Here is a 12,272-nt window from a genome sequence, read left to right on the forward strand (position 1 = left end):
TTCTTCGGTCCCTGACCGAATAACAACGCGTATCCGTGCAGATCCATGTCAGAAATTCTTCAAGGGAGTGCGGTGGACCGTCAGATTCCGGCGTCGCTGCCGGCGGCGCGACGGCGCGCGAAGCACTCGTGGACGTCGGATTCCGCGTAGTACGTCCGTCCGGCGCTGGAGCGCCTGCGCCAGCGCTGCTCGCTGGCCAGCCGGTAGACGGTGCCGGTGGACGTGGACCACAGCCGGGCCACGTCCGAGGCGGTCAGCCAGCGTTCCTGCGCGGGTTCGTCGCCCGCCCGCCGCATGGCGCGGCGCAGCTCGGTCCACAGCCGGCCCGGCCAGGAGTGCGCCGCGTCGGCGTCGCACCGGATGCCGGGACCGGACTCGACGTCACGGCCGCGCAGCTCGGTGACCAGGCGCCCGGGACAGCCGGGGATCACGCACGGGCCGAGGCTCACCCGGCGCGTCGGTTCGCCGCGGGCCACCCGGTGCGCGGCCCGGACCAGGCGCGCCACCTCACGGCTGGCGTCGGCGGCGGCGGGGTGGGCGGCGAGCCAGGCGGCGTGCCGCACCAGCAGCGCGGTCAGGGCGGTGACCGTGCGCTGCGGGGTGGGGGCGCCGCGCTCGGCGACGACGAGGCCGCTCCAGGAGCTGAGGGTGGTCGTGATCTCCGCCCGCACATCGGCGGCGGCGGCGTTGAACGGCAGACCCGAGGGCACCGGGCCGCCGCTGGTGCGCTCCTGGCCCTCACCGGTGGGGCGGCCGCCGAGGACCTCCTCCAGTTCGGTGTGCAGCGCGGGCAGTTGGCGCAGGCGCGCGACGAACAGGTGCAGACACTCCCGGCACAGACGCAGCCGCGGCGCCGCGAACTCGGCCTCCTCGCCGGTTTTTTTGTGACAGTCGTCACCCTCACAACGGGTGCGCGGTGCCGTGGACGTCATTTCTGGTCGGTTCATTCGGTTCATTCGAATCCCCCGTTGGCTGTGGGCGAGATATTTCACCTTTGCTGCCCTGCACCCGGAAAGGCGTACGCCAGGGACGTACGCCTTCAGGCACAGGCGATGGATGTACGAATTGGGAAGTGCCGAATGCGAAAAACGCGGGGAAGGGCGGGCGCTCAGGCCCGGCCGATCCGGAAACCCACCCCGTGGACGGTGATGATCCAGTCACGGGAGCCGAGCTTGGTGCGCAGGCTGCTCACATGGGTGTCGACGGTGCGCCGGGACCAGGAGTCGGCCCACACCTCGCGCAGCAGCTGCTCGCGGGTGACGACCGTCTCGGGCCGTGCGGCCAGCAGGTACAGCAGGTCGAACTCCTTGCGGGTCACCGCGATGGTGCGGCCGCCCAGGCGGACCTCGCGCAGCGCCGCGTCGATGCGCAGCGCCCCGATCGACAGCACCCGCCGTTCGATGCGGGGCTGCACGCGCCGCATCACGGCCTCGATGCGGGCCAGGAGTTCACGCAGCCCGCAGGGTTTGACCAGGTAGTCGTCGGCGCCGGCCTGGAGGCCGAGCACGACGTCGAGCTCACTGCCGCGGGCGCTGAGCACGATGACCGCGGTGCGGCCGGCCGCGGTCAGCTGACGGCACACCTGAAGGCCGTCGACGTCGGGCAGTTCGGGGTCGAGGAGCACGATGTCGACGTCCGCCTCGCCGTAGGTCTCCAGGGCGGCATAGCCGTTGCGGGCGCGCTCGACGTGGTGCCCGTGCCGGCGCAGTGCCTCGGCCAGCGGGGCCGCGTCCTCGGCGCGGGCGTCGACGATCAGGACACGCCAAGCCGTGTGCGCCGCCGGAGCGGCGCGGGCCTCGGCTTCGAACACCTCGCGGCGCGGTGGTGCGTGTGGGTTCAGCAGGTCGGCTGTCGCCTGACGCATGACTCACCTCCACATCAGCCGGAATCCAAGCCTCGTACGGTTTCAGCCACCGTAGGCAACGTCGTGCCAGCTGCCGGTCAGCTCCAGCACAGGAGAGGCTCAACGGCAGGCATGGGGTTGGACAGCCCTGCGGCGGCTCCACGGCGTGCGGGCTTGCGGAATGTTGACGTACCGGTGCGGTGCAGCTGACACAGCCGTGCGGTCGGGCTGTCATGGCATTGCCGATGCTGACACCAGCACCGGTGTGATCACCGGCCACGACGACGGGGTGGAGCCATGGACGCGAGCATGTCGGCGATGCACCGGCCGCCCCACGGCGGCGCCTCGGACACCCCGCGGCACCACGCCGTGTGGACACCGGCCGCCACCCATCCGCGCACTCCCCCGGTGTTCCCGGTGCAGCGGATGCTGCTCGCGATCGACGGCCGGGACAACGGCCGTGCCTGGGTGCCCGGTTCGGTGCGCACGGTCCGCGTGGGCCGCGATGTCACGGGCAGCGCCATGTCCTGGTCGACGTATCTGGGCGAGCTGCGGGACGCCGGGCGCCGCCCGCACGGCATCGTCGTCGATCTGCCCGCCGCCACGACGAGCGTGGAACGCGCCGCGGATCTGGCCCTGCCGCTGCTGCGCGCGCTCTGCACCTCCACCGGCCCCGACCCGCTGCGCCTCGCGTTCCTCGTCACCGGCCGCGCCCGCCCGGAACTGGCCGCCGCGCTCGGTGCGGTGGCGCAGATCGCCGCCGTCGAGGACGGCCGGCTGAACGCGGTGTCGCTCCGGGTGGAGACGCCGCCCGCCTGGGCCCGCGACCCCTTCCACGTCGCCCGCGCCGAACTCGCCCTGCCCCGACCGGGGTTGGCCGAGGTCCGCTACACCGACACCGGCCGCGAGGTCCGCGTCCTGCGCACCCACCCGGCCCCCGGTGCCCCGGCCCCGCGGGTGGGGCTGCGCCGGGGCGGGCGGTATCTGGTCGGGGGCGGGGGCGACGGTGGGGGCGAGCGGCTGGCGGGGCGGCTGGTGCGGGAACTGGGGGCTCGGGTGGTGCTGTTCGGTGGCGGGGGCGATGCCGGGCTGGGGGACGGGGCGCTCGTGCGGGTGCCCGGGCAGAGTCCGTACGGGGCCCGTGCCGGGCGGGGTGGTGGGGTTCTCGTGCGGGTGCCGGGGCGGCCCGCGCAGTACGCGGATGTGCGCGGGGCCGTGCAGGCGGCGCTGCGGGAGTTCGGGGGGCTGGACGGGGTGGTGCACTGTCCCGGTGGTGGTCAGGCGCGGCTGCTGGGCGGGCAGTCCGTCGGGGCCGCTCGGGAGACCGTCGCCGATGCCGTCAGCGGTGCCGCCCATCTGGACCGCGCCACCGCGGGACTGCCGCTGGAGTTCTTCGCGCTGGCCGTCGACGCCGACCCCTACCAGGCCCTCGCCGGTGCCGCGGTGCCCGCCGCGGTCGCCCGCGCGTTCGGTTCGATCGCCGCCGCCCGTGCCCGACTGGCCGCCGCCGGTGCCCGCCACGGGGCCTCGTACGCCGTCTGCGGGCCCGGGGACCTCGCCGGCCTGCTGAGCCGTGGCCGCGGCACGTGGTCGGGACCCGCTCCGCGGGCCGCCTGACGAGGCCGTACGACGCCGATCATCCCAGTGCCATGACAAGGTGCCGGACCGGCCCGCACGCCCCCCTGACAAGCCGCCCGCGCCGGCCGCCGGCCGTAGCAGGGTTCAGCCACGAAACATCCGGTCGAGCGCACGGTTTCGCGCCGCTGTGTGGCGGAATGTTGACGTCCGTCGCACCCGCTCACCAACCTCAAGGACTCCGGTCATGCGTACGAATTCCTTGAGAGGAGCGTGAGCGCAATGGACGTACTGGTCGTCGAGGACGATGACGGAATGGCCGAGGCACTTCAGCAGATGCTGCATCTGCACGGCCACGACACCCGCCGCAGCGACACCGGTACCGACGCCCTGGCGAGCCTGTCCGGCGCCAAACTCGTCCTGCTCGATCTGAGCCTTCCCGACCTCGCCGGGCACGAGGTGTGCCGGCGGATCCGGGAGAGCTCCTGTGTGCCCATCGTCGTGCTCAGCGGCAGCGACCACGAACTGGACCGGGTGACGGCCCTGTACGCCGGCGCCGACGATTTCGTACCCAAGCCCTTCAGCCGCCACGAACTGCTCGCCCGTATCGAGGCGGTGCTGCGGCGCAGCACCTGCTGCTGCGGGCGGTCCCAGGAGGGCGCGGCCGCCGACTCCGCGTCGCTCCCCGTGCCGGTGCCGCGCCCGCGCCGCTCCCCGCCGGAGCCCGCCCAGGAACCGGCCGTGCCCCAGGACAAGCTGCGCGCGGGACCGCTGTGGCTCGACGCGCGCACCCGCCGGGTCTTCCTCGACGACGAGGAGATCCGCGTCACCCGCAAGGAGTTCGACCTCCTCGCCATGCTGCTGGAGGAGCCCGGCACGGTCATGCAGCGCGAGGACATCATGGCCCGGGTCTGGGACGAGAACTGGTTCGGCTCCACCCGCACGCTCGACGTCCACGTCGGCTCCCTGCGCGGGAAACTCGGCAGCACCCGGTGGATCGAGACGGTACGGGGTGTGGGTTACCGGCTGACCGTGCCGGCGGTCCTCGGGGCGGGGTGCGAGGGGTGAGCGGGCGGCGGTACGAGACGGCGGAGAGGGCGGCCGCCCATCCGTACGACGTGGTGGCCAGTGGCCCCTACGGGCTCGCGGCCGCCGCCGCGCATCAGTTGCGCGGGCCGTTGTCGTCGATCCGGCTGCGGTTGCAGATGCTGGGTGAGCGCCGGCCCGATGTGGCCGAACTGCCGGGTGTGCTGCGGGAGGTGGACCGGCTCGCCGGGCTGCTGAACCAGATCCTCGACTGGGGTGCCGCCGCGGGGGAGACGGCGCCCGAGCCCGTCGAGGTGCTGGACGTGGCCGCCGCCCGGGTGGACGCCTGGAGTGTGCTCGCCGATGAGCGGGACGTGCGCGTCGACCTCACCGGGACCGCCGCGACGGCCCTGCAGACGCACGGCGCGCTGGAACACGCCCTGGACGTGCTGCTCGACAACGCGGTGCAGGCGGGCCCGCCCTTCACCACCGTCAGCTGCGCCGTGCACGTGAGCGGGCGCTACGTCCACATCGGCGTCACGGACGAGGGGCCCGGCATGACGGACGCCGAACTCGCCCAGGTGGGGCGCCCCTTCTGGCGCGGGGCGGCGGGGGCCGGGCGGCAGGGCAGCGGGCTCGGACTGTCGATCGCCACGTCCCTGCTGCGGGCCTCCGGCGGCCGCCTCGACCTGGCCCGGGCCGCGACGGGGGGCCTGACCGCCACGGCGGTACTGCCGCTGGCACCCGACTGAGGAGCCGCCGGGTACGCGAAGACGCCGGCGCACGCCGACGACGTACCCCCAACTCCGCACCACCTACCGGCAGTTGCCCCCCTCCCCCTGGAGCCCCCACATGCCCATCGAGGTCCTGCTCGCCCACCCCCACCCCTCCGTGCGCGTCGCGCTCGCCGGGCTGCTCGGTGGGGAAGGTGACATCGAGGTCGTGGGTGAGTGCGGTGACGGCAGGCGGGCGCAGGACATGGCCGGGCGGTTGCTGCCCGATGTGCTGGTGACGGGGTTGCGGTTGCCGGGGCTCGACGGTGTGGAGCTGACGCGTCGGCTGGTCGGGGGTTCGGGGCCGCACGGGGTCCGGGTCGTCGTGCTCGCCGACGGCGCCTCCTGCGTGCTCGCCTTCGACGCGCTGAGGGCCGGCGCGCGCGGACTGCTGTGCCAGGACACCGACGCCGATGAACTGCCGCGCGCGCTGCGGCTGGTGACCGGTGGCGGGGCGCTGGTCTCCCCTCGGCTGACGGGGCCCCTGATCGACGCGTTCCTGCGCGGCCCCGGCATCACCGACGTGCCCGCCCTCGACAGCCTCACCGCGCGCGAACGCCAGGTGCTGTCGCTGGTCGGCACCGGGCTGTCCACGCAGGAGATCGCCGACCGTCTGGTCGTCGCCGAGGTCACCGCCAAGACCCACGTCCGCCGCACCATGGTCAAACTGGGCGCCCGCACCCGCACCCAACTCGTCGCCATCGCCTACGAGAGCGGCATGCTCCGCCCCCGGAGCGCCCGGTAACCCACCCCTGCCGTCCACCGGGCGCACTCCGCCTGCCCCGACGTCGTTTCAGCCATGTCTTGAGTCACGTTCGAGCGTGTCCAGCGATTCTCGAACCACGGCTCGGGCGCGGTGTGGCACGCAAGGGGTCCGCGGGGGCCGGGCGCGCACACCGTGGAACGTCCTGAACCCGGCGCGACTCGGCGCCGGGCGGCTGTACGGGGGACAGTATGTCAACGGATCTGTGGACGTACCGACCGGCGGCCGAACTGGTGGGCCGGGAGCTCGATCTGATCGGCGTCCAGGGCCGGCTCGAGGATCCGTCCGTCCGGCTGATCACGCTGACCGGGCCCGGCGGAGTGGGCAAGAGCCGGCTGGCAGCCGAGGCGGCGGCCGGGGTCGCGGAGCTGTTCCCGGGCGGGATCCACAGTGTCGACCTGCCGGCCTGTCTGGATCTGGAGTCGGTCCTCAAGAGCGTCGACAAGACCGTACGGGACATCACGGAACGCACGTTGCTGCTGCTGGACGGGGTCGAGCACGTCGCGGGCGAGCTCGCGATGACGCTCGCGCGGCATCTCGGCGACACGCCGTTGCTGACGGTCCTCGCCACCGGGCAGGAGATCCTGCGGATCTACGGCGAGTGCGTGCTGCCGGTGTCCGCGCTGCCGCCCCCGGGAGAGCTCCTCGAAGCCGATGTCGCCGACGTCCAGGACAATCCGGCCGTCCAGCTCTTCGTCCGCTGCGGTCGGCGGGCCAACCCCGCCTTCGCGCTCACCCCCGAGAACGTCGGGGCGGTCGTGGACATCTGCAATCTGCTGGAGGGCATCCCGCTGGTCCTGGAGCTCGCCGCGCGCCGGCTGCGCCTGTATCCGCCGCAGGAGCTGCTCGGCTGGCTGCGGCGGGGCGGCGACAGTCATCTGCCGGGGCCCGTCGACGTACCCGAGCGGCAGCGCTCCACCCTCGCGATCGCCGAGTGGAGCTGTCACGGCCTGAACGGTCCGCAGCGCTCGCTGCTGGCCCGGCTCGCCCTGTTCCAGGGGGGCCTCACCCTCGCCACCGCCGAGAAGGTGTCGCCGCTGGGGCCCGCGGAGACCGCCGTCGCCCTGGAGACCATGCTCGACCGCGGCCTGCTCACCCTCCAGGAACACCCGCGCGCCGACAGCCGCCTGACGATGCCCCGCACGGTCCGCGCCTACGGACTCGCCCTGCTGGAGGAGGCGGGCCCGGAGCGGGCCCTGGCCGCCCGGCAGGCGCACGCCCGCCACTACCGGCGGCTGCTGCCCGCGTTGGAGGGCCGTTTCCAGGGCTCGGAGCAGCAGCGCTGGCTGCGCGTCGCGGTCGCCGAGCACGACAACGTGCTCGCCGCGCTGCGCCACCTGGAGGACGAGGACGCCACGTACGAGAAGGCGCCGGGGGACGGGGGTCGGGCGCGCGCCGACCGGGCGGCGGCGCTGCTGGAGCGGGCGGCTCTGGTCACCGCCTGTCTCCAGCCCTGGCTCGTGCGCGGCGCGTTGAAGGAGGGGCTGCGCTGGTTCGACGCCACCGGGCAGGCTCTCAAGGGCGCCGAGTGGGGCGAACGGGCCGAGGACGAGGAGTGGCTGCGCACCCGGGCCCGCCTGTACTGCGGCGGGGGCGTCCTCGCCGCGGCCCTCGGCGACCACGACGGGGCGGCGTACCGCCACCGCCGGGCCGTCGCCCTGTACAAGCGGCTGCGCGATCCGCAGGCCGCCGCCCTGCCCTCCGCCCGTCTGGGGCACGCCCTGTTCCGGTGCGGCGAACGCCCCGAGGGCCAGGCCCTGCTGTCCGCCTCGCTCGTCACCCTCGACGCCCACGGCGACACCGCCGGATCCGCGGAGGCCGCCGCCGCGCTCGCCGAGGTGCTGCTCGCGGCCGGCGAGACGAAGCAGGCCCGCACCATGCTGGACCGGGTCGGCCGCATCCAGCGGCAGAACGGCGCCGTGCGCGACCTGGCCCGCACCGTCCATCTCGGCGCCCGGCTGTGCCTGTACGAGGGGGACGACAGCGGCGCCCGGTCGGCACTGAAGGAGAGCATCGGCCTGTACGAGTCGATCGGCGAGCGCACCGAACTGCCCGCCGCCTTGGAGATGTTCGCCCTGCTGATCCTCGGGCAGCCGGGCCAGCCCCAGCGTGCCGCCCGGCTGCTCGCGGCGGCCGGTGCGCTGCGGTCGCGCACCGGGGTCGGTGCCGAGCGGGAGCGGCAGGACCGGCTGCGGGCCGCCGTCGAGGAGCTGCGCCGCCGGCTGGGCGGGGCGGTGTTCGCCACGGCGTGGGTGGAGGGCCTGCGGCTGCGTCCGGAGGCGATGGCCGCCGAGGCGCTCGCCGCGGTCGAGCCGGGCCGGGGCGAGGAGGGCGCGGAGAGTGTCGCGCTGACGCCGCGCCAGTTGCAGGTGGCGCTGCTGGTCGCCGACGGCATGACGAACCGGCAGATCGCGCAGCACCTGGACATCGCCGAGTGGACGGTGGTCAACCATGTCCGCAACGTGATGCGGAAGCTGGGCTGCGGCTCCCGGGTCCAGATCGCGTGGGCCGTGGGCAGGAGCCGGTGATGGCGCCGCCCGACGGCGATGTCCCGCTCGCGGATCTCCTCGGCTCCCTGGAGCCGCCCGCCGAGGTCGGGCGGGCTTTCGTCGAGCGCGGCTGGTGGCGCACCGAGACGGTGCTGCACGACGTGTACCGGGGTGCGGCCCGGCATCCGCACCGCACCGCGATCGTCTCCCACCGGGCGCACCGTCCCGCCACGAGCCGCGTGACCCGCCTCTCGTACGCTCAACTCGCCGCCTGCACCGACCGTTTCGCGCACGCCCTGGACGCGCTCGGGGTGCGCCCCGGTGATCCGGTCGCCTTCCAGCTGCCCAACCGCTGGGAGACGGTGGTGCTGCTGCTGGCGTGTCTGCGCACGGGTGCGGTGGCCGTGCCGGTGATGACCGGGTACGGGGCGCGGGACCTGGAGGCGGTGCTCGGGGCGGCCGAGCCGCGGCTGTGCGTGGTGACGGACCTGTGGGAGGGGGCCGCGCCGGCCCGGGTCCTCGCCGGCCTCGCTCCCCGGCTGCCGTGGCTGCGCCACCGGGTCGTCCTCGGTGACGCGTCGGACACCGGTGCGGTGGATTTCGTACGGCACTTCGTGCACACCCCGCACGAGCGGTACCGGTCCTCCGGCTGGCTGAGGCTGCCGCCGCGCTCCGCCGACCGGGTCGCCCTGGCGGTCACCTCGCTGGGTCTGCGGGCCGCGCACAGCATGGCCCTGCACACGCCGAACTCCCTGCACGCGGGCCTGCCTACGGCGCCGGCGGCGGCCGAGGCCGCGTTCTCGGCGGTGCCGTTGGCGTCGCTGCCGTCGCTGCTGCACGCGGTCATCGGGCCGCTCACACGCGGGGGGACGGTCGTGCTCCAGGACGTGTGGGACGCGGACACCGCCCTCGATCTGATGGCCGCGGCGGGCGTGCGCCAGGTGTACGCGACCCCCGCGCAGTGGGCGGACCTGGTCACCGCGCGCGAACACCGGCCGCCGGAGGGCCTCGAACTGCACGGCACCTTCACCTCCGACCCGGCGGGCACCTCCGCCGCGCTCGCCCGGCGGGCGCACGCCGCCCTGGGGGTGCCGTTGCGGGCGCTGCCACGGCCGGCCGCGCACACCGAGCGGGAGCGGACCGAGGGTGGGCCGTACCGGCTGTGGCCGCGCGGGCCCGCGTCGCCGCTCGCGGTGTGGCGGCGGGGCGGCGGTGTCGGGTTGACGTGGGAGGACGGCGGATCGGGGGCCGCCGAGGTGGTGGACCTGGACGAGGCGGGGCATCCGCGGCTGCGCACCGAGGAGGTGGGCGGGATGTTCCTGGTGCCGGTCACCGAGATCGAGGCGCTGCTGCTGGGGCATCCCCGGGTGGCCGAGGCCGCGGTCGTCGCCCGCGCCGACCCCCAGCACGGCGAACTCGCCTGTGCCGTCGTGGTCCCCGACGGCCCCCCGCCCACCCTTCTCGACCTGCGCGGCCACCTGTCCGGCCAGGGCGTCCCACCCGCCCACCTGCCCGCCGAACTCATCCTCACCGGCGGCCTGCCCCGCACCGACACCGGCGAACTGCGCCGCCGCCACCTCCAGGACACGATCGCCCGCGATCCGGGCCGGGCGGCGTGAGGGCGGGCAAGGCGGGCAGGTGTACCAGGCGGTCGGTGGCCCAAGGGGCAAGGGCGGGGGCGCGGGGTCGTATGGCGACCGCGGGTGCGTGGTGGCTGGTCGCGCCCACGCGGTGGAGCCGCATGTCGACACGGCCCCGCGCCCCTCGCGTAGGTACGGCCGGCCGGCGATCGCGTAGGTACGGCCGGGCGGCGATCGCTTCTCGCCCCGCGGAGGTCAGTTCATGGCGCGGCGGGTCTCGTTGGCCTCGCGGTTGAGGGCCCAGGCGTCTGCCACCGGGCCCAGGTGGGCGAGCTTGTCGGGGTTGGTGACCGAGCGGATCGCATGGATGCGGCCGTCGAGGATGTCCAGGGCCCAGGTGTTGAGGACCTTGCTGTCGCGGTCGCGCAGGATCGCGCCGGGCTGGCCGTTGACCTGGCGGGCCTCCAGGGTGACGTCGACGCGGGTGAGCGTGGTGAACACGGAGGCGAGGAGGCGGGCCACGTGGTCCGCGCCGACGACGGACCTGGCGAACTGCGGGGTCTTGCCGCCACCGTCCCCGACCATCTGCACATCCGCGGCGAGCAGGTCGCGCAGCCCGTCGACGTCGCCCTCCTTCAGCGCGTCGAAGAACCGGCCGGCGAGCGCCTCGCACTCCTTGCGGTCGGCCTCGAACCGGGGCCGGCCCTCGTCCATGTGCCGGCGCGCCCGCACCGCGAGCTGGCGGCACGCCGCCTCCGAACGCCCCACCGCCTCGGCGATCTCCTCGAAGCCGAACCCGAACGCCTCCCGCAGCACGAACACCGCCCGCTCCAGCGGGGAGAGCCGTTCCAGCAGCAGCAGCGCGGCCGTGGACAGCGAGTCGGCGAGCTCCGCGGAGCGGGCCGGGTCCTCGTAGGAGTCGGTGAGCAGCGGTTCGGGCAGCCACGGCCCGACGTAGGTCTCGCGCCGGACGCGGGCCGAGCGCAGGACGTCCATCGAGATCCGGGTCACCGTGGTCGACAGATAGGCCTTGGCCGACCTGGGCACGGTCGAGGAGGCGTCCCAGCGCAGCCAGCTCTCCTGAACGGCGTCCTCGGCTTCGCTCACGCTGCCCAGGATGCGGTAGGCGATCGCGAACAGCAGCGGCCGCAGTTCCTCGAACTCCTCGGTCCGTGTCACGCGGGCTCCTCCTTCTTTTCCTTCTCTACGGTCCTACGGTGTCGTCCGGCCGGACGTCGCCGGACGGTCAGGTCGGCGCGGGGGTGTTCGCGGTGGACGGCTCCGGGTCGCGCAGCCAGCGGATGGTCTGGATCCGCCCGTCGAGGATGTCGAGCGCGAGGGCGCTGAGGACGGTCCCGTTGCGGTCGCGGAAGACCGCGCCGGGACGGTGGCCGACCTGCCGCGGCTCCAGGGTGACGCCGACGCGGCCCAGGGCCGGGACGATGGTGGCGAGGACCCGGGCGACATGTTCGGCGCCGGCGATGCGCCGCGGCCACGGTGGGACGGTGCCGTCGCCGTCGCCCGCCCGCAGCGCGGCGGCGGCCAGCTGGTGGCAGGCCGCTTCCGAGCAGCCCACGGCGGACGCGATCTGGGCGGTGTGGCAGCCGAGGACCTCCCGCAGCACGAACACGGCGCGCTCCAGCGGGCCCAGCCGCTCCAGCAGCGACAGGGCCGCGGCCGCCGAGGCCCCGGCGTGCTCCGCCGGCCGCCGGCGCTCCTGGTGGGGGTCGCCCGGCGCCTGCTCGGGCAGCCACGGCCGTGGGGGCCGGTCCCGTCGGGGGCGGGAGCGGCGCAGGACGTCGAGGCAGATCCGGGCGACCGCGGCCGTGAGGAACTCGCGGCCGGAGGCGGGCTGTTCGGGGGCGGCCTCGTAGTGCAGCCAGGCCTGGTGCACCGCGTCCTCGGCCTGGCCCGCGCTGCCCAGCATCCGGTGGGCGATCGAGAGCAGCAGAGGCCGCGCCTCCTCGAACTCTTCGCTCCGGCTCATGCGGGCCCCTCCTTGGATCCGAGCGGGCGTCAGGCCGCCGACGGAAGTCGCGCGTCTCCCTCTGGGCGGCGGGGTCGGCTTCCTGTGTACGCCGCGGCGACCGCGCGGCGGAGGTCTTCGGATGCGGCCCTGCCCGGATCGGGCCGGCGGGCGTACGTCGCAGCGGGGGGCCGGGGCCGCGGGACGGACGGGTGCCGACACGCCCGCCCGCCTCCGGGGGGAGGGAGGCGGGCGGG

Annotated in this window: 10 protein-coding genes; 6 read left to right on the plus strand and 4 right to left on the minus strand. The window is 74.7% G+C overall.

What is annotated here, in order from left to right:
- Nucleotides 1-80 precede the first annotated feature (80 nt).
- Both ACFY0U_RS39760 and ACFY0U_RS39765 read right to left on the minus strand, forming a co-directional pair.
- Nucleotides 81-932 carry a helix-turn-helix transcriptional regulator gene (locus ACFY0U_RS39760; protein ID WP_388644493.1) on the minus strand — a complete coding sequence of 284 codons (852 nt, stop codon included), beginning with the start codon at nt 930-932 and terminating at the stop codon, nt 81-83.
- A 176-nt stretch (nt 933-1,108) separates the two neighbouring features.
- Nucleotides 1,109-1,864 carry a response regulator transcription factor gene (locus ACFY0U_RS39765; RefSeq protein WP_388644494.1) on the minus strand — a complete coding sequence of 252 codons (756 nt, stop codon included), beginning with the start codon at nt 1,862-1,864 and terminating at the stop codon, nt 1,109-1,111.
- Between the two features lie 276 nt (nt 1,865-2,140).
- Here ACFY0U_RS39765 and ACFY0U_RS39770 point away from each other — a divergent pair, with 276 nt between their 5' ends.
- The 6 genes from ACFY0U_RS39770 to ACFY0U_RS39795 all read left to right on the plus strand — a co-directional run bounded on the left by ACFY0U_RS39770 (nt 2,141) and on the right by ACFY0U_RS39795 (nt 10,088).
- Complete coding sequence (locus tag ACFY0U_RS39770; RefSeq protein WP_388644497.1) at nt 2,141-3,460, plus strand: KR domain-containing protein; 1,320 nt, start codon at nt 2,141-2,143, stop codon at nt 3,458-3,460.
- A 240-nt stretch (nt 3,461-3,700) separates the two neighbouring features.
- Nucleotides 3,701-4,486 (plus strand): response regulator transcription factor, encoded by a 786-nt coding sequence (locus tag ACFY0U_RS39775; protein WP_388644690.1) that lies wholly within the window; start codon nt 3,701-3,703, stop codon nt 4,484-4,486.
- Nucleotides 4,483-5,196 (plus strand): sensor histidine kinase, encoded by a 714-nt coding sequence (locus tag ACFY0U_RS39780; protein ID WP_388644499.1) that lies wholly within the window; start codon nt 4,483-4,485, stop codon nt 5,194-5,196. Before ACFY0U_RS39775 ends, ACFY0U_RS39780 begins: the two co-directional genes overlap by 4 nt.
- A gap of 100 nt (nt 5,197-5,296) precedes the next feature.
- Nucleotides 5,297-5,962, plus strand: coding sequence for a LuxR C-terminal-related transcriptional regulator (locus ACFY0U_RS39785; protein ID WP_388644501.1), 666 nt, complete (start codon nt 5,297-5,299; stop codon nt 5,960-5,962).
- 209 nt (nt 5,963-6,171) lie between these two features.
- Nucleotides 6,172-8,508: an ATP-binding protein gene (locus tag ACFY0U_RS39790; protein WP_388644502.1), complete on the plus strand. Its 2,337-nt coding sequence runs from the start codon at nt 6,172-6,174 to the stop codon at nt 8,506-8,508.
- On the plus strand, nt 8,508-10,088 hold the full coding sequence (locus ACFY0U_RS39795) for an AMP-binding protein (RefSeq protein ID WP_388644504.1): 1,581 nt from the start codon (nt 8,508-8,510) through the stop codon (nt 10,086-10,088). Before ACFY0U_RS39790 ends, ACFY0U_RS39795 begins: the two co-directional genes overlap by 1 nt.
- 216 nt (nt 10,089-10,304) lie before the next feature.
- Here the strand turns inward: ACFY0U_RS39795 and ACFY0U_RS39800 are convergent, their stop codons facing one another.
- Nucleotides 10,305-11,228 (minus strand): RNA polymerase sigma-70 factor, encoded by a 924-nt coding sequence (locus ACFY0U_RS39800; protein WP_388644506.1) that lies wholly within the window; start codon nt 11,226-11,228, stop codon nt 10,305-10,307.
- 67 nt (nt 11,229-11,295) lie between these two features.
- Nucleotides 11,296-12,036, minus strand: coding sequence for a sigma-70 family RNA polymerase sigma factor (locus ACFY0U_RS39805; RefSeq protein WP_388644509.1), 741 nt, complete (start codon nt 12,034-12,036; stop codon nt 11,296-11,298).
- Between the last annotated feature and the right edge of the window lie 236 nt (nt 12,037-12,272).

The sequence above is a fragment of the Streptomyces sp. NPDC001536 genome (assembly GCF_042894505.1).
GTDB lineage: Bacteria > Actinomycetota > Actinomycetes > Streptomycetales > Streptomycetaceae > Streptomyces.